The organism is Paenibacillus sp. CECT 9249 (assembly GCF_918697855.1).
Lineage (GTDB): Bacteria > Bacillota > Bacilli > Paenibacillales > Paenibacillaceae > MSJ-34.
Genome location: NZ_CAKKLI010000002.1, coordinates 74,203 through 97,525, shown reverse-complemented (window position 1 = coordinate 97,525; position 23,323 = coordinate 74,203). Strand labels below are relative to the sequence as shown.

Below are 23,323 nucleotides of genomic sequence, written 5' to 3'. Positions count from 1 at the left end.
AATTTGAGTACCGCTATTACCGTAAAAACGGTACCATTGCAAATTTAGCGAAACTCAGAGTCGTTATCAGGGCGAAATCCTGCTCCATAACCTTGTTTTTTGGGCAATAGCGATGTCTAGTTTCGCTAGAAAATATAGAAACTTCATTTTTGCCCAAATAACGATTGCAGGTTTCGTAAGCAATAGTTTCCTTTCCGGTTTGTTCATACTCTGTTCATATTCCTTCGGTACGCTGACCTCGAACGAATCTTTCAAGTTTATTTACAGAAAAAGAGGAGAGGAGTACACAGATGAAAGGAATAAAAGGAATAAAAGGAATATTGTTCGCAGCGCTAAGCGCCTTGCTGATCGGACAGATGGCGCCTATGGCGGCGCACGCGGAGGAAACGAAGACCGGATCGGCTGCGAACGGGACCTCGCAAAAAATCGCGAATCGGGAAGCGGGCGGCAAAACGGCCGACGCCGCAAAGGCGAACCTTTCTTTGCCTGCCGTGACATTATCGGCGAATATTAGCGCCAAGCTGGCGGATATTCAGCTATTGCGGCAGGATGAAGGGAATGTCGCGGCGTATATGTTAACTTATATCAACAACGGGGCCAAGGAATTGCAACTGCACGATTATTGGTCGAGAGTCAAGACGACAAGCGGGGCTGTGCTGCCCTCCAAGTTGGTTGGCGCAGATCAGGTCAAGAAACGGCTGGCGCCTCAATCGCAAACGGATATCACATACTACGTCAACCTTGGCAAGGAGGTCAATCTGGGCGACCTGCGGATTGAGGTCGTAAAATGGGACTTCAGCAAAAACGGGTACGAGCAAGTAATCGGTTCGTTTGCCATCCCGAAATCCTATAACGCGGCAACCCCCTATCCCAACGCCAGGACGGTAAAATACAACGATTTGCCGTTGAAGCTGCGCGTCGAACATTTCTATACATATCGTTTGGACGACTACGATATGGCGGCCGTTGCCGTTGAAATTGAAAACAGCGGTGCCAAGGCGGCAGATAACCCGCCATTCATGTTCGTCGTTGCAGCGGCGAACGGAGCCAATTATCCGCTCCAGCCCGATGCGGCAAGCGAGGAATACACGCTTCAGCCGCTCGATAAGAAGACGCTGCGTATGATGGCGAAGATTCCTGCCAGCGCGATGAAGGAACGTTTGCAATTGCAAGTGATCCGGAAGGACGGCGGAGAACAGGCGGTGGGGAAACCATACGCGGTAGCGACCTTCTCGTTGCCGGAACCGTCGCTCGACGCATACGCGGCCGACAATTATGCGGCTAAAGAAATAGCGGTCGGCAGCAACAAAGTAACGGCGAAACTAACCTCGGCGCGTCTGCATCGCGGTGCCGAGGACGATGTGCTGTCCCTCCAATTGAACTTGCGCAACGCCGGCGCGCAAACCGTAAAATTGCCCAATTACGAATTTACGGTACGAGGAGAGAGCGGAATTTCTTTTCCGATTACGACCGCCGCTTTGAACGAAGTTGCATTAAAGCCGCTTGAAGAGAAAAATTTAACGCTGTCCGCAACCATTCCCGGAGCCGCTCAGGTCCGGCATATGACGCTTTCCATAAGCGAACCGATGCTACCGACTCAACAGCGCGGCGAACTGTCGTATCCGATTGCCGTCTTTCGCGTTCCAGACGTACAACCGATGACCGATTCGCTCGGTGCCAAGTACACGATTGCAGGCAAGCAGGGCAATTATACGATGAGACTGATGTCCGTTCAACGTTTGCCCTGGGTGGACAGCGATCTTGTAGCGGCCCGCATCGCGGTGAACAACGAAGGTCTGAAAGCGGTAGAACTGCCGAAAATGCAAGGATTGTTCAAACTGGACGGAGCCGAAGCGGAAGGCTCCAATCTGGTGCCGAGCAATGCCAATTACGTTCTCGCTCCGAAGAGCGCAGTAGACTTGTACCTTGTTGCCCATGTTCCGCATAATTTGGATTACTCTCAATTGCAAATCGGGTTGCTCGAACAAATTGGGGGAACGCCCAACCCGCTGGTAGATTTTATCCATACCGGTTCAATGAGCGAAATCCCCGTCGTCGGCAACGGCGAAACGTATACGATCGCAACGGCAGGCCGCCAGGCGGAAATCAAAGCGCGCAAGTCGGTTCTGTATCCCGGCGCAGGTTCGAACATTATCGCTACCGATTTGGAAATGAAAAATTTGGAGACGCGGCAGGCCCACCTTTCGCAACTCGTCGGTTATTATATGTCGGAAGACGGCTTGTATTATCAGGCGAATGTGACGCAGGCGGATTATGCGACGAGCCCGCAAGGGGTGAAGCTTGTTACTCTATGGACCAAGGTGCCGAAGCATGTTACGACCGGCAATATGAAATTAATCGTCGGCGAGGGCGTAGCGGAGGGAAGGATGTCGTTGGCGAAGGAATTGCCGACCGGGTACGTAAACGCCGCCGCTCTGGAACTGGCGCAGGATACGAATCCATATAAATCCGGCTTTGCCGGACTGGAGATTTATCCGTACAAGTTCTCGATTACCCAATTGAAAGGAGAACTGCTAGGTTCGTCGGCCAAAATTAATTTTACTTACCAGTTGGATCGGGATTTGCAGTATGAGATGGGAGACTACGAACATAGACTTGTCATCGAATTGATCGATTCGGGCGGACATTCGAGCGAGAAAGAGATTGAGTTTGAGAAGGAAATGGCGCTTGGCAGCAATAAATCGATGTCTGTCGTGTTCGACGGCGCAAGATTTGACGAGAAGAGCAGCGGGAATTATCAGGTGGTGCTGCACGATCGTTTTCAAGGACAAAAAAGGAAGATCGCACATAATGGAGTCTATTTTTACGAACGAATAGATTGATAGAATGATCTTGAGGGAGGCAGCAACGATGGCAACCATCTTGGTCGTCGATGACGATGCGCATATTCGCGAGCTGATGTGTTTATTTTTGAACAATGAAGGATTCGAGACGATCCAGACCGAGAATGGGGCGGAAGCGATGTCCGTCATGGAAAGCGCGTCGATCGACCTGGTCGTGTTGGATATTATGATGCCGATCATGGACGGATGGCAATTATGCAGCGAGTTGCGGCGCAGCTATCCGGACATTCCGCTGCTGATGGTGACGGCGAAAGGGGAAACCGGACAGAAGGTGAAAGGTTTCAATCTTGGCACCGACGATTATCTGGTGAAGCCGTTCGATCCGGTCGAACTGGTCGTTCGGGTGAAGGCGCTGCTGAAGCGTTACCGGATCGCCCTGTCGCAAACAATTCAAATCGGCGATGTCATTCTGAACAGACAAACGCATAAAGTGATCCGCGGATCGGAAGTGTCTTCGCTGCCTCCCAAAGAATTCGAACTGCTGTTTAAATTGGCAAGCTATCCCGGACAAATTTTTACGAGGGAACAATTAATTGTAGATATATGGGGCATGGACTACGAGGGAGACGACCGGACGGTGGACGTACATATTAAGCGACTGAGGGAACGTTTTGCAGGCGAGGCCGCGCCTCAGCCTTTTCGCATCGAAACGGTCTACGGGCTCGGCTACAGGCTGGAGGTTACGGCGTGATCAAATCCTTATACATCCGGATCGTCCTTATGTTTCTGGCGGCTGTCATCGTGAGCCTGATCGCGGCTGCCGTTCTGACTGGGTATATGTATGAGAAAGCGTTGGACGAAAAAGTTCAAGATTCTATGGTTACGCTCGGGCAAGGGCTGATCAATGTCTACGAACGCGCCGGGGTGGAAAATCGGGCGCTGCTGATGGACGATGTCAAAGAATTATTGCACGGAATGAGTTTGCGCGTATTTACCGATGAAGGAGAAATTGAAACTTACGGTACCCAAAATCGATCCAGCGTTCCGATAGATCGGGAAAAGATTCGGCAAGCGCTCAACGGCGAGACCGTTCGCGGCAAGAGCGTAGAGGGTGTTTTCGTCGGACTGGGTTTTCGAGATGGAGATCGGAAGTACGCCCTGTTCGTGGAGCCGGCGGATGAGTTTAAAGATGACAATACGGTAGGCAACATTATTCTAACGATGCTGGGGATCGTACTGGCGGCCGGCAGTTTGTTTTTCGTCATCGAGGCTACTTTTCTGGTCAGACCGCTCCGCAAAATGACCGAAGCGACCCGGCGCATGGCCAAAGGGGATTTCGATTCGGATCTCAAAGTCAAGCGCAAGGATGAGTTGGGCGTGCTCGTCCAAAGCTTCGACGATATGCGGCGCCAACTGAAGCAGATGGAGCAAATTCGTCAGGATTTCGTGTCGAACGTGTCGCATGAAATCCAGTCGCCGCTTACTTCGATCGGCGGTTTTGCCAAGGCGTTGAAGAACGATCGGCTTGTGAAGAACGACCGCGATCGTTATGTGGATATTATTTTGTCGGAAACGGAAAGGCTGTCTAGGCTAAGCGATAATTTGCTCCGGCTGGCTTCGCTCGATTCCGACCATCATCCTTTTCAGCCGGAGACGTACCGTCTGGACGAACAGATCCGCCAAGCGGTCGTTTCCTGTGAGCCGCAATGGTCTGCCAAACTGATCGCCGTCGACCTCGATTTGCCGACCGTCAAATTGACGGCGGACCGGGATCAACTTGGTCAAGTATGGATTAACTTGTTGGGCAATAGTATCAAATTTACCCCGGAGGGCGGAGAGATTTCCATCCGCATCCGTCAGGATGTACGGCTCGTCTCCGTCACATTCGCGGATACCGGCATCGGCATTTCCCCCGATGACCAGAAGTACATATTTCAGCGGTTCTACAAAGCGGACCGGTCGCGTAACCGCAATATCGGCGGCAGCGGACTCGGTCTTGCCATCGTGCAAAGAATCATTCTTCTTCATAACGGGACGATTCGTCTACATAGCGAGGTCGGTAAAGGAACGGCGATTACCGTCACTCTTCCGTACGATTGCCGGGCGAAGATCTTATAGGAAGATACTTTCCACCAACTCGCGCAAGCTGCGCGACGGGGCGAGCGGACGTTCGATTCGCCGTCCCGTCAGCTTCGCGCCGTAAGCGTGCCTATCGAAAGAATTCGCCGTATCCTCGAAAAAATCTTTTCCGCACTGTTTTTACACCTCTTGTTCATATTCAGTTCATAATTCCCTTTTACTCTATCTTATAAAGAGAGAAGTTCGTTCGATCCGGTTCGCTTACGGCGGTAACGTGCAAGAGTTGGATTGAACGGACGAAAAGGAGGGAAACGATGAACAAACTTGTCAGCATCTCGATGAAACAGGCCGCGGCCGTCATCATCGCCATTGTGATGTTGTTCGGCGGGGGCATCTATGCGGCATCCGGCTTGAAAACCGAGCTGATGCCGGATATTTCGGTACCGATGGTTTTTATTACGACCCAGTACCCGGGGCCGCCTCAGGATGTGATGGAGCAAGTCACGAAGCCGATTGAGAAAAAAATAGCCGGTCTGGACGGCTTGAAGTCGGTCGCTTCCACGTCGAGCGATAATTTCTCGACCATTACGGTGAGTCTTAAGGAGAAGGCTGACCCGGAGAAGAAGAAGACGGAGATCGACAGCTTGCTGCAGGAAGTCAAGCTTCCCGATTCCGCGAGCCGTCCCAAGGTGGCGACTTTCGGATTGGCCTCCATTCCGTCGTTATACTTATCCATTACAGCGGACGGCGGGATGAGCCAGTCGGAACTGGATCAATGGTTTGCGAAAGAAATCAAGCCCGCATTCCAGGCGCTCAGCGGTTTCGATCATATGGACGAGATCGGTTCGCGGGAAACGACGCTGCGGATTAAACTGGATGCGGAGCAGCTTGCCGCGTACGGGTTAACTCCCCCGCAAGTATCCAATGAACTGCAACAAGTGTTGACGAGCGCTCCGGCCGGTTCCGTCGAGATGAACGGCAACACTTTGATGGCCAGAGTCAAGGGCAACATTAACAGCGTGTACAGCCTGGAAAATATCGGTTTGACGACCGGCGCGGGAAATACGGTTTTACTGCGGCAGCTTGGGAAAATCGAGGCGATTTCGGAGTCGGGCTTTGTGGCCAGAATGGACGATAAGCCTTCTATCGGCATTATTTTGTATAAAACGAAAGACGCGAACGCTGTGGAATTTGCCGACAACGCCTTGCAATTGGCGGAGGATTGGCAAACCAAGCATCCCGGCATCGTGTTCAAGACGATCTACAACTCCTCGACGGAAGTGAAAAAATCGATCCAGGGCATGCTGAAAGAAGGCATCACCGGCGCGCTGCTGGCTGCGCTGATGATCTTGCTTTTCCTGCGCAACATGCGGATGACGTTAATTGTGCTCGTCTCGATCCCGCTCTCGATTTTGATCACGTTGCTCGTTATGAATTATTTGAACATTACGCTGAACATATTGACCCTTGGCGGTATGTTTATTGCGGTCGGGCGCGTCGTGGACGACAGTATCGTCGTCATCGAGAATATATATTCTCATTTGCAGAAAGTAGAGGAACGCAGCGAATCGGTTATAAAACATGCGACCGTACAAGTCGCCTCCGCGATCACATCCTCAACATTAACGACCGTCGGCGTCTTCGCGCCGATCGGTATGGTCAGCGGCATGGCGGGGCAAATGTTTCGTCCGTTCGCGATCACGCTGGCCGTCGCGATGCTGGCTTCGCTGCTGGTCGCTCTGACGGTCATTCCGCTGTTGGCCAAACTGCTTGTATTGCGGAGCGGCAAAATTAAACATGAGGAACATAAGGAAGGCCGAATTACACATACGTACCGTAAAATTTTAGAAGTGACGCTTAATCATCGGTTTTTGACGCTGCTTATCGCAGGCGGTTTGTTTATCGTATCGATCGTGGGGACGGTGCCGTTTCTGCCGATTACCCTGATGCCGGAAAACGAAGAGCCGCGCGCTTTCTACTATACTATTAAAATGCCGTACGAAACCTCGCTGCAAACAACCGACGCCAAAGTGAAAGATATGGAGCGAATTTTGCAGGACGCGAAGGACGAAAACGGAGACATGCAGTTTACGTTTGTTCAATCCTTTGTGGGATACAACGACGGGACCGATCCTTTGCCTTACAGGGCGCAAATTTATACGGAAGTAAACGAGCATAGCGAAGTCAAGCAGGTCAGGGAACACTATAAAACCAGATTGATGGCCGAACTGCCCCAAGGCGCGGAATTGGAAGCGAGGACGTTGGAAGGCGGCGGAGGCGGAGGCGCCGATTTCCAATATTCGCTAAAAGGCGACGATCAACGACTGCTCACGGAGGCAGCGGCGATGATAAAAGAGAAGCTAAAGGAGTATCCGGAACTGAAGGAAGTGAGGGATACGCTGAGCGATGCCAAGAAGGAATTGGAAATCGAGGTCGACCAGAACAAGGCAAGACAATACGGTCTTAATGCCGCGTTGGTCCAGCAAACCGTAGGAAGCTGGCTGTTAAAGGACGATATCGGCGATCTGAAATTGGATAATGTTCTGTATAAAACGACGTTGGAGCTCGACAAATCGAATATGGGTACGATGGCCAAATTGGGGAAAATCACTTTCCGGACAGCCGACGGAGCCGTCGTTTACTTGGATGACATTGCGAAACTGAAAGAGGTGGAAGCGCCGGCAAGCATTAGCCGGGATCGCCAAGAACAGGTGGTCACCATCTCCGCCAAAATCGAAGGTCAGAACAAAGGCGGTATTAGCTCGCAAGTTGCCATTGACCTTGATCAAGTACCGTTACCGGACGGCGTATCGCGCGAAGTCGGCGGCGTCAATGCCGATATCGGGGAAAATTTCTCGCAGTTATTCGTCGCCATGGGCGCGGCCGTATTCATCGTCTATCTCATTATGGTCGTAGCGTTCAGCAACGCCAGCGCGCCGTTCGCGATTTTGTTCTCGCTGCCGCTTGCGGTCATCGGGGGATTGGTCGGACTGTTCGTGACGGGCGAATCGATCAATATTACATCGCTGATCGGATTTATGATGTTGATCGGGATCGTGGTGACCAATGCAATTCTGTTGATCGACAGGGCGCAGCAGTTGCGCAAGGAAGGCTATACGGTTCGCCATGCGCTTGTGGAGGCGGGAGCCGTCCGGCTTCGTCCGATCGTCATGACGGCGGTCGTTACGGCGGTTGCCATGTCGCCGCTTGCGCTCGGCATTTCCGAGGGCGGAACGCTCATTTCGAAAGGGATGGCGGTGGTCGTCATCGGCGGCTTGACATCGTCGACAATATTAACATTGGTCGTCGTACCGGTCGTGTACGAACTGATCGAATCGTTTAAAAATCGGGTGGCGCGACTGTTCGGCAGAAGAGAAAAGACGCATTCGTCCGACGACATGTTGAAAGGGGTAATGATCGATGAATAATAGGGGTTGGCACAAGCGTCTGCTCGGCGCCGCGACGATCGCACTGGTTGCCCTGCTGGGGGCGGGATGCGCAGGCGGCGGTTCCGAAGCGAACAAGCAGGCCGAACAAACCGCGAACGCTCCGCAGAAACCTATGGTCAGGGCGGGCGCTGTCGAGACGCGAAGCATTGGCGAGCCGGTGGAAGTGGTAGCCGAAGTGGCTCCGTCGGCCAAACGCGAAGTTGCGTTAAAAACGAACGGCGAAGTGTTGAAAGTTTATAAGAAACGCGGCGATCATGTACGGCAGGGCGAATTGTTGTTTGAACTCGATCCTGCGGATACGCTGTTGCAGAAGCAGAAGGCGGAATTGACGCTGCGCGGCGCCCAGGAAAACTTAAAAAACGGAAAGTGGACCAATCCCGATGACTCCGAAGCGCTGCGTCCGCTCGAAGACGAAGTTCAAGTGGCGCAAATCGGCATGAAGGAAATCCAGCGCACGCTAGAAAACTACAAAGTGACGGCATCCATAAGCGGCATTCTGACGGAATTTGGGGTGGAAAAAGGAATGTGGCTCTCGCCGGGAGTCGTTGGGGAAGTACAGCAGCTCGATCCGGCGAAAATTGTCGCGAATATCACCGAAGAGAACGTTGGGTTGATTCGCGGCAAGCAAGAACTGGCCTTTTACGAGGCGGATCGGCCGGACCTGTTGATTCGAGGGAAGATCGTTTTCCTGGCCGATATTATGGATACCAAGACGAGAACGTATACGCTGGAATTGGAAGCGGCGAATACGGAGAAGACGCTGAAACCGGGTTCGAAAGTTCAACTCCGCTTGACCGAAGAAGCGGAGCAGGAAGTGCTGACGATTCCGTCTACCGCGATCGTTCGTGAAGAGAGCGACACATTCGTATATGTGTACGCTCAGGGCAAAGTGGAAAAACGCGCGGTGAAGCTGGGACGTCTGAACGAGGGATTCCAGGAAGTGCTTGAAGGCTTGACACAAGGGGAACAAGTCGTTATTTCCGGTCAACACCAGCTTCAAGACGGGCAGGAAGCGGATATTATACAAGACACGACGTCGTAACGACCCCGCCGCTTTTTATACAAGAGCGCTGGCGTTTGTTGTCAGCGTCTCGACATTACTCTGGGAACGAATGTACATTCGTTCCCAATTTTTTGGTTCTGCCGATCCCGGAATTACCGCTCCCTCCTTCTATCAAAATCCCTCTCACTCAGAAGACTCAAGTATAAATAGTGAGCTCGCTTATAAACACATAGACGGGCTTTCCGCGACCAAGTCACGTTTCAAGAAAAGACTTCACGCAGTGACCATATCAAGCTCTGTTTGAAATCGCCCTCTTTCTGAACGAGGGGGATTTTCACAAAGGGCCGAAAAATGCTTCAATGGCTTTGTAAGCCATGAAAATCATGAAGCGTCGCACAAAACTTTGAAACGTCGTATCCGGCAAGTTGTCGGATTGCTGGTTCGCAGGCTGTTAACGGACATATGCCTTCTTCTCGAATCTCGCAAAAATACGCGAAATGCGTAACTTTTTCCTAAAAAATGAGTCTATTAATAGGGAATGTAAAAATAGATTCATAGGCTATAACTAGCCGAGGATAGCGAATGGGAGAGTTGCGAGAAAATGAATCGGGAGCATCAGAAGGCACGTTGGATCGTTCGGTTAGCGGGAAATAAATTTGTGATTGTAACTATAACGGGTGCGTTGCTGCTGCAGCCGCTTTTAGGCGGAGCGCCTCATGTTGGCGCGGCGCCGGCGGACAAGCCGGTAACGGTCGCTTCGACCGCGTCGGGGCCCGTTGTCGCCAAGTTGAGCGAAGATATGCTAACGGCCGGCGCAAAAATAGTAAAATATCAATGGAAATCGACGAGAAGCAACAAAACGGTGCAATCGCAAGTAGACGTGATTGAAATCGATCTCACCAACCCGTACGTCCAGTTGGACGTCATGACCGGCAAGGGGAATCAATTCACGACCGTACAGTCCGTGACCGGTATGGCGAAAGAGACGGGAGCCGTCGCCGGGGTCAACGGGGACTATTTCAACATGAATTCCGAAGGCGTGCCGATGGGGGCGCAAATTTCGCAAGGCGATCTCATGTCAAGTCCGTCGCAATTGGAAGGCATGTATGCGTTCGGGCTGACCAAAGACCGGGTTCCGGTTATCGATCAATATGAATTTCATGGAACGGTTACGGCGGAGGACGGAGCGGAGTTCCCGCTGACGGGCATCAACAAGGCCGCCTACACGACGGAACCGAATAAAGATTACAGCCATGCCAACGCGATGTATATTTATACAAGCGCATGGAAGGAAATCGAGCGTCCGCGAGCAAGCGCGGCCTCGCCGGTCGAGGTGCTGGTACAGGACGGCGTCATTGCGCAAATCTCCGACCAAGGCGGATTTGCCATGGCTGTTCCGGAGAACGGTTATATTTTGCGAACGCACGGACAAGCCGCGAATTTCGTGCGCGATCATTTGCAAGTCGGGCAGAAGCTCCGCGCGGATTACGGGTTAAAGTCCAAGACGACGCAGGCAGAAGTCGATCCGTCTTCATTCCAAATGATGATCGGCGGGCATACGATTTTGGTAGAGAACGGGCAACCGTCCGGATATACGCGCTCGACGAGCTCGATCAGCGGTTCCAGCGCGCGTGCGCGCACCGCTGTCGGCTATTCGAAAGATCAGAAGAAAGCCTATATTTTAACTGTAGAAAAAAACGATACAAGCAGCGGCATGACGTTAAAGGAATTGCAAAACTTTATGGTCTCGATCGGCGTTTGGAAAGCGGTAAATTTGGACGGCGGCGGCTCGACAACGATGGCGACGCGTCCGCTCGGCGAATTCGATCCGAAGCTGACGCATTTGACCGAGTACGGTACGCAGCAGCGCCGGGTCGTGAACGGCCTGGGCGTGTATACGACGGCGCCGCAAGGCGAACTGAAAGGTCTTGCCATTTCCGGCGAGAAAGTGCTCTTCGTCGGGCAGCAAGCGACTTATGCGATGAAAGGCTACGACACCTATTATAACCCGGTGGATACGAGCAGCCTGCAGCCGGCATGGAGCGCGAAAGATCCGCTCGTGACATGGAACGGACAAACGCTGCAAGCGGTCAAGCCGGGCAAAACGGAAATTACGGCAAAATCGGGCAGCGCCAAGGCAAGCATTAATGTAGAAGTGATCGGCGGCGCGCAAATCGATCGAATGGCGATCAGCACGCAAGCCGGGGCTCTCAAAGAGGGAGCGCAAATTTCCGTTCCGGTCACGGTAACGTTGAAAGACGGACGCGTGTTGACCGCGCCTTCCGGAGCGATGCAATGGGAGTTTATCGGCTTCCAGGGCTCGGTGAGCGAGAACACGTTAACGGTAAGTTCTGTCAATCCGAACGCTTCGATCGGCTACGCCATCGCCCGATACGACGGATTCAGCACGATGCTGACATTGACGGGGGACAGCGATATGATGTGGGAAGATTTCGAGAACGTCAATTATCCGATCCAGTTTAACGGATCGCCTTCCCAAGTGACGGGGCAAGCTGCTGTTGAGAAAGGCGTTCCCGGAAGGGAATCGTCCGGCGTGCTTCGACTGAAATACGATATGACGCAAGGATCGGGCAAAATGTACGCCTATGCCGAATTCAACGGCGCCAATGGCAGAGACATTCCGGGCACGCCAAGCTCGATGAGCATCGACGTGATGGGCGACGGAAGCTTGAACTGGCTGCGCGCCGAACTGACCGACGCGAACGGCTCCGCCGTATACATCGACTTGGCCAAATATATCGATTGGACCGGTTGGCAGACGCTGGAGGCCGATTTAACGCAATATAACTTGAGCTATCCTGTGAAGCTGAAACGGATCTATCCGGTCAACGTCGAGGAGGGTCAAGACGAACGCGCCTTGACGGGAGAACTCGCTTTTGACAATATTATATTTAGAACTCCGATTTCATCCGATCAATTGAAGTTGCCGCGTCCGGTCATGCAGCTGAAGTTGAATCAAAAGACGGTCTCCATCGACGGCAACAGCAAGAAGACCGACGTCGCACCGATTCAGCTTGAGGGAACGACGTATGTGCCGATTCGCATGATACTTGACGAATTTGGCGGAAGTTCCGATTGGAACGCCAAGACGAGAGGGATTACGGTATTGCGCGGAAATCAAATGATCGAGCTGCGGGTAGATCAGAAGGAATATATCGCGGGCGGCGTGCGCAAAACGGCCGAAGTGTCGCCGATTGTACGGGATGGCCGTACGCTGGTTCCGCTGCGGTTGGTGTCCGAACAGCTAGGATTGAAAGTTACTTGGGAACCGGAAAGCAAGTCCATTACGATCAACTGATATAATATGTTATGATAGTATCAACGTTAGCGGTCCGTTCGGCGGAGGGAGACGTTTGTCGCCCCGGCCGGACGGACACTCTGTAGAACTCTGTAGAAATGGAGCAGACCGTGTGGAATACCAAGCCGATGTCATCGATCGCGTTATTAAGAATGCCATTAACGTTATGGAAGACAGCAAATATCAGATCTTCGAAATATTGGATAACGCCAGGGCGGAAATGCGATCGCTTAATCAAGAACTGCAGAGTGTATTTCAGGAGACTAGCGAAACAGTAGATAAGGTGGACAAGCTGGAACTCGAATACCGGCGCGCTCGGATCCGTTTGACCGAGGTGAGCCGGGATTTCGTCCGTTATACGGAAGAAGACATTAAAGCCGCGTATGAAAAGGCGACGCAATTGCAGCTCGATCTGATGATATACCGGGAAAAAGAAGTCTATCTTCGGGCGCGGCGGGACGATCTGCAGAAGCGGGTACGCAACGTTGAAAATTCCATCGAGCGGGCCGAAACGATCGGTTCGCAAATTAATGTCGTGTTGGAATATTTATCAGGCGATCTCAATCAAGTGACCCGAATCCTCGAATCGGCCAAAAACCGCCAGTTGATCGGGCTGAAAATTATTTTGGCTCAGGAAGAGGAACGGAAACGGATTGCGCGTGAGATTCATGACGGTCCGGCCCAGTCGTTGGCGAATCTAGTGCTAAGGACCGAAATTGCCGAAAGAATGCTCGCAAAGAAGGATTTTGACATGGTCCAGCACGAAATAGTAGATCTAAAATCCCAAGTTCGTTATAGTCTGGAGGAAATACGCAAAGTGATCTTCAATCTTCGTCCGATGGCTTTGGACGATTTGGGATTGATGCCTGCGCTGCGCAAATATGTGCAAGATTTCGAAGACAAGTCGAAAATTCGCACCACATTTGAAGTGAAGGGCAAAGAAATTCGCCTTTCATCCGCGATGGAAGCCGCTGTGTACCGGTTGGTGCAGGAGGCTTTTACCAATGCTTTGAAGCATGCGCACGCTTCTTACATTTCGCTGGATATCACCTATCAGGCGCAAATGATTAAAATTGTAGTTCAAGATAACGGCCGCGGTTTTCGAGTGGAGATGTTGGAAGGGAAAATCCAGTCCTTCGGCATTATCGGCATGCGCGAGCGGGTCGAATTGCTGGAAGGCAGAATGGAGATTGAGTCCGCTGAAAATCAAGGCACCAAAGTGATCTTCATTATTCCAACGAACGTTGAGAAACGAAAGGAGCTAGAGGATGGAGAATAGAATATCAGGCAGAGGCAAATTGAAAATTTTGCTCGCAGACGATCATCAATTGTTTCGCGAAGGTTTAAAACGAATATTGAATATGGAAGAAGACCTCGAGGTGATCGGGGAATGCGGCAACGGAATTCAAGTATTGGAATTTTGCAATCATACGAAGCCCGAGGTCGTTTTGATGGATATCAACATGCCGGTAGAAAACGGGGTCGTCGCCACCGAGCGGTTGCGCGAAATTTTTCCCGAGGTCAAGGTATTGATTCTGTCGATTCACGATGACGAGAGCTATGTATTCGAAACGTTGCGCAAAGGCGCTTCGGGATATCTGCTGAAAGATATGGAGGCCGAGTCGCTAATCACGGCCATTCGATCCGTTGCCGCCGGACACGCGTACATACATCCGAAGGTGACGGGCAAGCTGATTCAACAGCTCCGTCGCATGACTTATCTTGACGAAATCGGCGTCATGGGCAACAACACGGGATCGCATGATACCGGAGTGAAATTCATCGCAACCGAGGACAATCCGTTGACGCGGCGCGAAGCCGAAGTTCTTCGTCTCATGGCGGAAGGCAAAAGCAACAAGATGATTGGAGAATATTTATTTATTAGCGAAAAGACAGTCAAAAACCATGTCAGCAGCATTTTGCAGAAAATGGAGGTTGACGATCGCACGCAAGCGGTAATCAACTCGATTAAGCAGGGTTGGGTTACGTTGTAAGGCAAACGTAATTTGAATTTGGAATCGCCCTATTCATTGAAAATGAAATTTATACGGATACGTGTGCCTAACTGGTTACATTTTTGTTATTAATATGGCTGAATATGGGCGGATCGCGATCGTTATGCGAAGCGACCGACCGGGTTTGGTCTTTCCGATCCTTTCTTTTCCGGCACAGGACGCCTGTCTTTGCGCTTTTTCCGTGAGGACGCCTGTTTGGAACCAGCCTCCCGATTGTCGCATATATTGGTGCTAAAGGGAGGTGAGCCTCGATGCTTCAGGCGTTGCTTTGGATTGTCGTCTGTTACGGGTCGGCGATCGCAGTGGTTCATGCCGCGCATGCGCTTTGGAAAAAGAACGGTACCGGCCAACCTTCGGGCAAACATTATATACTGATTACGAACAATAGCGGACAGCACGTGGAATGGGTATTTCGCGCTCTCGCATGGTACGTTCGGATGAAGGGAGTCGGAATAAAGATTACGGTGCTCGATGAAGGCTCGCATGACGATACGATTCCCATCGTAGAACGAATAGCTGCAAACGGCGATTCGAATGTCGCTATTTTATATACAACGGATCGGTTAGCGGAAGATTCGGATGAATCTTCCATAACGGTTCGGCTCAACCATCGGGAGGACTGGTCCAAGCTGCCGTGTGCGCTCTAGCTTTGGAAAACGGTTGCAGGGACGAGTTAAGTGCGAATGAATGAACTTTGCGCAATTGCATCGTTCAATTTGGCATATTTGCCAAGTTCCGACTGTTGTTGCATCGTTTCTTGGTTGATGCACGATTGCATACTATTGCCTCTGGCGGGTATTGGCGACATTCTGCAGGTTTGAGGTAGGTCGAATGGGCATTTTGGAACGAAATTTCCTTATTAAGGACCGATTGGAGTCTAGTATCTTGCGGATTGCGCTTATTGTGCAGGGTCTGGGAACGAAGTTATCTTTTCAACGAATTTCGATTCGCACATAAGGGATGTAGGGGCCATGAAAATATAACGGATTTCCAAGGTCTTATTTTTCAAGTTCCAGTCGATTTTTTGGAATTAACGGATTTTCGAACCGTTAACTTGTCGCGATCGGCCTAAGAATCCTTGGTTTTGCGAAGTTTCGACAAAATAACGCCCTCAAAATCCGCTAACTCCGCTAAAACAGCGTTATTGGACAAAATAAGGCCTTCAAAATCCGTTAACTTTGCTCATTTCGAGCGAACCATCGGCTCAAAACGCAGTATTACATGCGATGCAAGATTAGTGGTACTAAGGCGCAGGAAACAACAAGATCGCAGAAACTATTGCATGACTTGGTTAGGTCAATTATAATATAGGCAAATCAATAGGAATGGGCGTGAAGCACACCCCGGTTAGCGACGATTGGTCGCCGGCTAGGGTGTGCTTTTTTGGCGTTCCGGACAAGGAAACGGGGGAATTCGTTTGCAAATCGAAGTTGAGCGTTATGCGGAGCGGTACGCGGAACATGCGAAGCGCGGCGTTACCTACAGAAAGGAACTGGGGAAAGCGGAGAAGCTCTTCTTGGAGCATGTTTGGGGGCCGGTATTTGATTATCGGTTTGACGGGCTGCAGGCGGAGTATCCTTTTAAGGATTTTAAGGGCCAGGAGACAAGCCGTCTTAAGGCTGGCCCATCGTCAGGGCGGGGATGTGAATTCCGGAGATGCGGCAAAAGCGTTCGGCGTAAACCGCCGTACCGCATTGAAATGGTTGCAGCGCATGGCGAGTCACGGAGATTTGGAAGCGATTCGCCCCAATCTTAGGGCCGTCGGTTTTCGGATCGTACCGCATCAGAAGGGAAGGGGAAAGCGATGAGAGTTCATCTTTATACGGTGAAAACGGAAAAGCAGTGGGAGGCATATCTATCGCTTGATTTGCGCGTGGATTTGTTTTATTGGGCGGAGAGGGGGAAGTTGGTCGTGTTTCGGGAGACCGTGCCGCTAGGCGCGGCCAATTACATCGTCGCGCAATTTCAAAGCGAGACAAAGATGGATGGCTGGAAGGAGGGACAGTGGTTGGCGTATATGCAGAAGATTTATAAAACCGATTTGAAAGATTTTGATACCGGTTGGGAGGGGGACAATCGGAACGAACCGGTTGTCGTATTTGAGAAAGGGATCGCGGGAAGGGGCGATTCGGTTTTGGAATGGAGCGGGACGAACGTGGGCGTCAAGGCGGGGATGTTCCTTGGGGAGATACAAGGTCGCTGCGGTCTGCAGACCAACGAAATTTGGTCTCGTTTGAACTCTGAAGCGGAAAGCATGGCGAGACGGATACGGGGGAGGGCGTTGTTCGCGCATGAGCTTCAAGACATGTTAGGCGGCACCGATATTGAACATGGAGTCGACTATTGGCGTACGTTGGCGCAGTTGGCTTATGTGCGCGGGGAGTTGGATTTGGCGAGCGGACTGGCTTACAAGTTGGCGGCGCGGCGCTTTCCGGGGCTGCGCCGCCAAGGGGAACTGCGCTGCAGACGCTGCGGCAGCGGAGCGGCGCAGCATCATCGTACGGCTTGCGCGTCATGCGGCAGCGCGAACTGCGCGTATTGCGAAGCGTGCCTCACGATGGGGCGGAGCCGCTTCTGCTCGCCGCTTCTGCATGGGGCGAGCCGGACCGGCCGCTCGCATACGCCCGCCCCGGGCACGCGGCCGCGTGCCGCCGCCGAGCCGCAGGCCCGGTGGCGGCTCAGCCCGGCGCAGCACGCCGCTTCGCGCGCTGCGCTGGCCTTCCTGCAGCAGCCGTGCGCTGCTGCAGCTTCCCCCGCCGCCGGCGGTGCGGCGGCGGGGGTGCCGTCTTTCCTGCTCTGGGCCGTGACCGGCGCAGGAAAGACGGAAATGATCTTCCCGCTCATCGCGTATGCGCTCGAGCGGGAACAGCAAGTGCTCATCGCGACCCCGCGCCGCGATGTCGTGCTTGAGCTGCAGCCGCGCCTGCAGCAAGCGTTTCCCGCCGATAAGCTCGTTACGCTGTACGGCGGGAGCGAGGAACGATGGACCGACGGTCGGATCGTCTTATCCACGACGCATCAACTCATGCGGTTCTGGCAAAAATTCGACCTGGTGATCATCGACGAACTGGACGCGTTCCCGTACCATAACAATGAGCAGTTGCAATATGCGGCGGCCAAAGCTTGCAAGCCGGATGGGAAATTTATTTTCCTGTCCGCGACGCCGCCGGAGCCGATGCAGCGGGAGGTGCGGGCGGGGCGTCTGCAGCATGCCAAGGTGCCGGTACGCTTTCATCGCCATCCGCTGCCTGTTCCGAGGTTGTTACCGATCAAACCTGTTCACTATTACTTGCAGCGGAATACGCTCCCCTCCAATTTGATCGGAAAGCTGCAACATTCTTTAGACCGCGGAGCGCAAATATTCGTTTTTATTACAAGAATTAAACATGCAGAACCCCTCGTCCGTTTATTAAGGCGGTATTTCGCCGATATTCCGATTGCCGGCACCTCCTCCGCGGACGTCGAGCGCGCGGAGAAGGTCCTCGGTTTTCGCCGCAAAGAAACGCGCATGCTTGTGACGACAACGATATTGGAACGGGGAGTGACCGTTCCGCGGAGCGATGTATTCATTCTTGACGCGGACAGTTCCTTGTTCGACTCCGCTTCTTTGGTGCAAATGGCGGGAAGAGCCGGCCGGTCGAAAGACGCTCCGTATGGGCAAGTCTATTTTTGCGCTGAATACAAAAATCGCTCCCAGATGTCGGCCATCCGGCAAATTCAAGCGATGAACCGGTTGGCGCGTCGGGAAGGATATTTTCAGAGGGAGACAAGGGCGGAGGGAGTTGCCGAGGGAGGAGGCTGCGGTTCGTCATGATTGGAGGATGGAAAGAACGTTGGCGTTGGCTGAACACCTTATTGCGGGCGCGCCAACATCCATGCATGATTTGCGGCAAAAGCGCCGCTTCGTTATTCTACGGCATATGCGACGGCTGCGGCTCCGTCATTCCGTGGATCGATCGCGTCAACTGTACTGTTTGCGGACGCCATGTGCCTTGTCCGGATTGTATCCGTCGTCCGCAGGACTCCACCTATTTTATTCAAAACCGCAGTGCCGTACAATACGACTCTCATATGAAGGAATGGCTCGCGCAGTATAAATATAGAGGGAATGAACGATACATCGGATTGTTCGTGCATATGTTGAATCAAGCGTACGTCCGCATGCTGAATGAGATACGTATGAACGACGCCGCGGCAGATGACGATGCGATATTCGATTGCGTCACGTTCGTTCCGGTCAGCGAAGCTCGGCTGGCGGAACGCGGATTCAATCAAGCGGAACAGCTGGCCAAAGGGCTCGCCGCCATTCATCGGCTGCCCGTTTACCCGCTTATTCGGCGCGCGCGGCATACGGCCAAACAAAGCTTCAAAGCGCGCGGGGAGCGTATCCGGGATTTGAAGGACGTGTTCGTGCCGGATTCGGCCGCGCTGTCGCAGATTGCCGAATTGGCTCGTTCGCGTCGCTCAGAGGACAAACCTCTATTGCGAATTCTTCTGGTAGATGACGTCTATACGACCGGCAGCACGGTGAACGAATGCGCGCGGCAAATTCGGACGATCCCGGGCCTTGCCGGGTTTCCGGAGATGAGAATGGAAGTCTATTGTTTAACGTGGGCGCGCTCGTAATTATTGTAAATAATTCCTCTCTTTCAACCGATAATAGTACTATATCGTTCTAGTGAAATACCATGGAAAATGGTAAAATAGATATATTCAGTGATCGGAGGAAGGCGCATTCCTCGCGGATGCGTGGATTGAAATAAATGTGGAAAGAAGGAAATGTAGGAGGTTGTCGGTGATGAACGTTGAGAACTGTCCGCGCTGCGGAAAAATTTTTGCCAAATACTTCAGAGACCTTTGTCCGGCTTGTTTGCGCGAAATCGAAGCGGAATACGAATTATGCGTCAAATACTTGCGCGAGAACAAGGAAGCGACCATTCAGGAGCTCTCGGAAGCGACGGGCGTGACGATGCGGCAAATTACGAGATTTGTCCGCGAAGGGCGAATTTCGATGAAAAACGCGCCGAACTTGACGTACCCATGCGAAATTTGCGGAGTTCCGATCCGCGAGGGGCATATGTGCGACTCCTGCAGAGGAAGGCTTGCGAGAGACATCTCCAATTTGGCGGAAGATGAGAAGCTTAAAGATCGAAATGCGAAGGGGCATAATGGAAATCACGCCTACAGTGTTGTAGATAAATACAGAGATCGCTAAACTATAAAGTATTATAAACAACTAACCGATAAACTTAGTAAAGATTATCGGTTTTTTATTTGGAGTGGGGTGAACGTTTTGAAAATTAACGATATCGGACGACTCGGAGCGTTAAATCAGTATATGCGAAATATAGAATCACGCGAAGGCAATTTGGGAAAAAAGGGACTGCAGCGCGATAAGGTGTCCATTTCGTCGGAGGCGAAGGAAATGTTGGATGCACAAAGCCGGGTGAAGGATCCGGAGCGCGCGCAGCGGATTGAACAGTTGAAGGAAGCGGTTGCGACAGGAACGTATTATGTGGACGCAGACAAAATTGCGGAGAAGCTTCTCCCGTATTTTAAGCAAACTCCGGGGAAATAGGTGATCCAAGTGACGGTTCGATCTTTAATTGAAACGTTGGAGCGTTTGAATGACTTGCATGTGGACATGATCGAAATCGGCGAACGGAAGAAGCAAGCGATTATTCACAACGATATTGACGAATTGACGAAGACGATGCAGCAGGAATCCAAGAAGCTGAAGCAGATTACCGAAGCCGAGGCGCAGCGCCAGGAGGCGGTATACGATTTTTTGCGGGAGAAAGGGATTAAATCCAATCTCAATCTTACGATCACGGAGCTATTGCGGCTGGTGTTCCATCCGGACGAGAAAAAGGCATTGACGGAGGCGCAGCAATCGCTTGGCGACACGCTGCAGCGTATGAAACGGCTGAACGCGCATAATCAGGAATTGATCGAACAATCGCTGTCGTTTGTTACTTTTTCGCTCGATGTCATGATCGGCGGACCGGAAGACGAAGCGGTTTACCATAATCCGACCGGGCAAGCGCCTGTCGTCAATCGCAGCGGCTGGCTGGATACGAGGGCGTAGCCTGGCATACGAGGGCAAGATACTTTAGCGCTTTAGGAAGGCGCAACGGAAAGGGGCAACAACATGCGATCTACTTTTCACGGTTTGGAAACGAGCAAGAGAGCGCTCTTCGTACAAACGACGACGATGCAGACGCTCGGGCACAATATAGCGAACGCCAATACGGAAGGCTATTCGAGACAGCGCGTTAACGTCTCGGCTACGCGCCCGATCGAGGCGATCGGCATGTCGAAGAGCAGTGCGCCGGGCCAGATCGGTACCGGGGTACAATACGACAGCATTACCCGGATTCGGGACAGTTATTTGGATATGCAATTCCGTCGGGAAAATCAAGGGCTTGGCTCCTGGAGCATTCTAGATTCGACGCTGCGTTCGATCGAGGGGATATTGAACGAGCCGTCCAATAACGGAATTCGCGGCGTCATGGATAAGTTCTGGAATTCCTGGGAAGTGTTGAACCGGGATCCCGCCTTGCTGAGCGCGCGCGTCGACGTTGTCGGTTCGGCCGTCAACATGGTCGATACGCTGCGCCATATGGACGAGTCGCTCACAAATGTTACGAATGACTTGCAGGCCAACATTACGAAGAAAGTGAACGAAGCAAACGATCTGGCGCAAAATATCGCTCAGCTTAACGGCATTATCCGCAAAGCGGAGGGGCTTGGCGACAATGCCAACGATTACCGGGACCAACGGGATTTGCTGATCGATAAACTTTCGACGATCGTCGATATTCAGGTGACGGAAGCGCCGAACGGCGATGTGACTATTGTGGCGGCGGGTGTCGAAGTGGTGAACGGGGACAATGCGACGCAGCTTACGGATGCGAATGCGGCGACGGCCACGTCCGGACAGCTTCACGGCTACGTCCAGTCGCAAGCTCAGGTGGATACCGTTCGCAATCAATTGAATGCGATGGTTCAATCGCTGGTGACCGGGAAAGTGACCGTCAGACTGGAAAACGGCTATGTGGCGGCAAAAGACATTACCGCTAAGAACGATGTAGAGTTGGAGAACGGCACGACGATTCCGGCGGGAACGGTCATTCCGGCAGGCAGCCGCGTCAAGTCGCCGATCGAACTGGAAGTGAACGGCTTCAACGGGCTGCATGAGCTTGGCTACAGTTTGTCCGACCCGGCGACATCGGGAATTCCGTTCTTTACAACATCGGACGGAAGCGGGACGTTCAACATAAACAATATTCGCGTCAACCCTGTGATCGTGAATGACACGAGCAAAATCGCGGCAGCCGGCAAATACGAGACGAACAATAACGGCGATAACTTGACGATCAAAGGAAACAGCGATATCGCGCATGCCTTGGCAGGATTGCGGGATAAGGCGTTCGAATACCCGCAAAACTTGACGACATTGTCCAAGGGTACGATTGACGATTACTTTCGTGCCGTAACCGGCGACCTCGGCGTTCGAGCCGCCAATACGACGCGAAATATGGAGAATCAGCAAAATCTGGTCGATTCGCTGCTGCAGCGGCGCCAATCGGTCAGCGGCGTCTCGCTCGACGAAGAAATGGCGGATATGATCCGCTTTCAGCACGCATACAACGCAGCGGCCCGCAACATGACGACAGTGGACGAAATGCTGGACCGCATCATTAATCAAATGGGTATCGTAGGCAGATAGGAGGTAGTGTAAAATGCGCGTAACAGGTCAAATGCAGAATATTCAATTGCTGCGCAATCTGCGCAACATTAATGCCGATTTGCTGGACAAAAACAACAAGCTAAGCACAGGCCAACGCATCAACCGCCCCGGCGACGACCCCGTCGGCATCGGTTATCAAATGCGTTACGACACGGAACTGCTGCGCAGCAACGAGTTCATGGAGAACGTCAAAACCGGCAGCGGCATGCTGCGCACGATGGATTCGTTGATGCAGCAGGCGAGCGATGTGTTGAAGCGGGCTAGAGTCTTGACGCAACAAGCTTCGACCGGAACAGTTCCGGCTGAAGTTCGAAAGAACATCGCTGCGGAGATGCAGCAGCTTAAGGAACAAATGGTCATGATCGGAAACAGCAACTATAACGGCCGATTTTTGTTCAACGGACAGAAGACGGACCAACCTCCATATACGTCCGCCGGAGCTGCCGGCGAATCGACGGACCCGGGAGTATATTTCCTGAATGTCAGTCCATCGGTGACCGTTCCGGTGAGCATTACGGGAGAAGTGATCTTCGGCGCGGCGGATACGGCGGGGAATCCGAATCCCAATAACGTGTTCAAAGTGTTCGACGATATCATTTCGCATTTAAACAATAACGAACAGGATCAACTATTAGCCGATCTTGATAGAATTGATACGGCAATGGACCGAATTTCGGTAAGCTGGGCGGAAATCGGCGCACGGATGAATCGGTTTGAATTGATGGAAGATCGTATTTTGGACGAACAGGTCGGCTTGAAAGATCTTCGTTCTAAAGTAGCCGACGTGTCTTATCCCGAAGCCATTACGGAATTGAAGATGAAAGAAAGCGTATTGCAAGCCGCATTATCGACAGGAGCGCGTATTATGCAAACCACTCTAATTGATTTTATTAGATAAAGT

17 protein-coding genes are annotated in these 23,323 nt (G+C 52.1%); all 17 read left to right on the top strand.

The window, feature by feature from the left end:
- Window positions 1-290: 290 nt before the first annotated feature.
- The 17 genes from LQ229_RS02455 to flgL all read left to right on the top strand — a co-directional run bounded on the left by LQ229_RS02455 (window position 291) and on the right by flgL (window position 23,320).
- Window positions 291-2,843 carry a hypothetical protein gene (locus LQ229_RS02455; protein ID WP_230190871.1) on the top strand — a complete coding sequence of 851 codons (2,553 nt, stop codon included), beginning with the start codon at window positions 291-293 and terminating at the stop codon, window positions 2,841-2,843.
- A gap of 28 nt (window positions 2,844-2,871) precedes the next feature.
- Window positions 2,872-3,555: a response regulator transcription factor gene (locus tag LQ229_RS02450; protein WP_216536710.1), complete on the top strand. Its 684-nt coding sequence runs from the start codon at window positions 2,872-2,874 to the stop codon at window positions 3,553-3,555.
- The gene (locus tag LQ229_RS02445) at window positions 3,552-4,922 is read left to right on the top strand and encodes a HAMP domain-containing sensor histidine kinase (protein WP_230190870.1); all 1,371 of its coding nucleotides are present in this window, start codon (window positions 3,552-3,554) and stop codon (window positions 4,920-4,922) included. Before LQ229_RS02450 ends, LQ229_RS02445 begins: the two co-directional genes overlap by 4 nt.
- A gap of 275 nt (window positions 4,923-5,197) precedes the next feature.
- On the top strand, window positions 5,198-8,311 hold the full coding sequence (locus LQ229_RS02440; protein ID WP_230190869.1) for an efflux RND transporter permease subunit: 3,114 nt from the start codon (window positions 5,198-5,200) through the stop codon (window positions 8,309-8,311).
- On the top strand, window positions 8,304-9,374 hold the full coding sequence (locus tag LQ229_RS02435; protein WP_230190868.1) for an efflux RND transporter periplasmic adaptor subunit: 1,071 nt from the start codon (window positions 8,304-8,306) through the stop codon (window positions 9,372-9,374). The genes LQ229_RS02440 and LQ229_RS02435 overlap by 8 nt, the downstream gene beginning before the upstream one ends.
- Window positions 9,375-9,993: 619 nt before the next feature.
- Window positions 9,994-12,654 (top strand): stalk domain-containing protein, encoded by a 2,661-nt coding sequence (locus LQ229_RS02430; protein WP_356709349.1) that lies wholly within the window; start codon window positions 9,994-9,996, stop codon window positions 12,652-12,654.
- Window positions 12,655-12,766: 112 nt separating this feature from the next.
- A complete protein-coding gene (locus LQ229_RS02425; protein WP_216536714.1) occupies window positions 12,767-13,933 on the top strand; it encodes a sensor histidine kinase in 1,167 nt (388 codons plus the stop codon).
- The gene (locus LQ229_RS02420; protein ID WP_216536715.1) at window positions 13,923-14,648 is read left to right on the top strand and encodes a response regulator transcription factor; all 726 of its coding nucleotides are present in this window, start codon (window positions 13,923-13,925) and stop codon (window positions 14,646-14,648) included. Before LQ229_RS02425 ends, LQ229_RS02420 begins: the two co-directional genes overlap by 11 nt.
- 272 nt (window positions 14,649-14,920) lie before the next feature.
- Window positions 14,921-15,316 (top strand): hypothetical protein, encoded by a 396-nt coding sequence (locus tag LQ229_RS02415; RefSeq protein WP_230190866.1) that lies wholly within the window; start codon window positions 14,921-14,923, stop codon window positions 15,314-15,316.
- Between the two features lie 876 nt (window positions 15,317-16,192).
- Window positions 16,193-16,477 (top strand): helix-turn-helix domain-containing protein, encoded by a 285-nt coding sequence (locus tag LQ229_RS02410; RefSeq protein ID WP_230190865.1) that lies wholly within the window; start codon window positions 16,193-16,195, stop codon window positions 16,475-16,477.
- Window positions 16,474-18,483 carry a helicase-related protein gene (locus LQ229_RS02405; protein ID WP_230190864.1) on the top strand — a complete coding sequence of 670 codons (2,010 nt, stop codon included), beginning with the start codon at window positions 16,474-16,476 and terminating at the stop codon, window positions 18,481-18,483. The genes LQ229_RS02410 and LQ229_RS02405 overlap by 4 nt, the downstream gene beginning before the upstream one ends.
- The gene (locus LQ229_RS02400) at window positions 18,480-19,295 is read left to right on the top strand and encodes a ComF family protein (protein ID WP_216536719.1); all 816 of its coding nucleotides are present in this window, start codon (window positions 18,480-18,482) and stop codon (window positions 19,293-19,295) included. The genes LQ229_RS02405 and LQ229_RS02400 overlap by 4 nt, the downstream gene beginning before the upstream one ends.
- Window positions 19,296-19,467: 172 nt before the next feature.
- On the top strand, window positions 19,468-19,884 hold the full coding sequence (locus tag LQ229_RS02395) for a TIGR03826 family flagellar region protein (RefSeq protein ID WP_216536720.1): 417 nt from the start codon (window positions 19,468-19,470) through the stop codon (window positions 19,882-19,884).
- A 78-nt stretch (window positions 19,885-19,962) separates the two neighbouring features.
- Window positions 19,963-20,247: a flagellar biosynthesis anti-sigma factor FlgM gene (gene flgM, locus LQ229_RS02390; RefSeq protein ID WP_216536721.1), complete on the top strand. Its 285-nt coding sequence runs from the start codon at window positions 19,963-19,965 to the stop codon at window positions 20,245-20,247.
- A gap of 9 nt (window positions 20,248-20,256) precedes the next feature.
- Entirely contained in the window at window positions 20,257-20,757 is a 501-nt protein-coding gene (locus LQ229_RS02385) for a flagellar protein FlgN (RefSeq protein ID WP_216536722.1), read from the top strand.
- A gap of 63 nt (window positions 20,758-20,820) precedes the next feature.
- On the top strand, window positions 20,821-22,401 hold the full coding sequence (gene flgK, locus LQ229_RS02380) for a flagellar hook-associated protein FlgK (protein WP_216536723.1): 1,581 nt from the start codon (window positions 20,821-20,823) through the stop codon (window positions 22,399-22,401).
- A gap of 13 nt (window positions 22,402-22,414) precedes the next feature.
- A complete protein-coding gene (gene flgL, locus LQ229_RS02375; protein ID WP_230190863.1) occupies window positions 22,415-23,320 on the top strand; it encodes a flagellar hook-associated protein FlgL in 906 nt (301 codons plus the stop codon).
- The last annotated feature ends 3 nt before the right edge of the window (window positions 23,321-23,323 follow it).

What these genes read in the sequence shown, in the direction of transcription:
- LQ229_RS02415 (WP_230190866.1), top strand. Translation starts at nt 14,921, where the DNA reads ATGCTTCAGGCGTTGCTTTGGATTGTCGTCTGTTACGGGTCGGCGATC.
- LQ229_RS02405 (WP_230190864.1), top strand. Translation starts at nt 16,474, where the DNA reads ATGAGAGTTCATCTTTATACGGTGAAAACGGAAAAGCAGTGGGAGGCA.
- LQ229_RS02450 (WP_216536710.1), top strand. Translation starts at nt 2,872, where the DNA reads ATGGCAACCATCTTGGTCGTCGATGACGATGCGCATATTCGCGAGCTG.
- LQ229_RS02410 (WP_230190865.1), top strand. Translation starts at nt 16,193, where the DNA reads ATGTTTGGGGGCCGGTATTTGATTATCGGTTTGACGGGCTGCAGGCGG.
- LQ229_RS02395 (WP_216536720.1), top strand. Translation starts at nt 19,468, where the DNA reads ATGAACGTTGAGAACTGTCCGCGCTGCGGAAAAATTTTTGCCAAATAC.
- LQ229_RS02420 (WP_216536715.1), top strand. Translation starts at nt 13,923, where the DNA reads ATGGAGAATAGAATATCAGGCAGAGGCAAATTGAAAATTTTGCTCGCA.
- LQ229_RS02440 (WP_230190869.1), top strand. Translation starts at nt 5,198, where the DNA reads ATGAACAAACTTGTCAGCATCTCGATGAAACAGGCCGCGGCCGTCATC.
- flgK (WP_216536723.1), top strand. Translation starts at nt 20,821, where the DNA reads ATGCGATCTACTTTTCACGGTTTGGAAACGAGCAAGAGAGCGCTCTTC.
- flgL (WP_230190863.1), top strand. Translation starts at nt 22,415, where the DNA reads ATGCGCGTAACAGGTCAAATGCAGAATATTCAATTGCTGCGCAATCTG.
- LQ229_RS02400 (WP_216536719.1), top strand. Translation starts at nt 18,480, where the DNA reads ATGATTGGAGGATGGAAAGAACGTTGGCGTTGGCTGAACACCTTATTG.
- LQ229_RS02435 (WP_230190868.1), top strand. Translation starts at nt 8,304, where the DNA reads ATGAATAATAGGGGTTGGCACAAGCGTCTGCTCGGCGCCGCGACGATC.
- LQ229_RS02455 (WP_230190871.1), top strand. Translation starts at nt 291, where the DNA reads ATGAAAGGAATAAAAGGAATAAAAGGAATATTGTTCGCAGCGCTAAGC.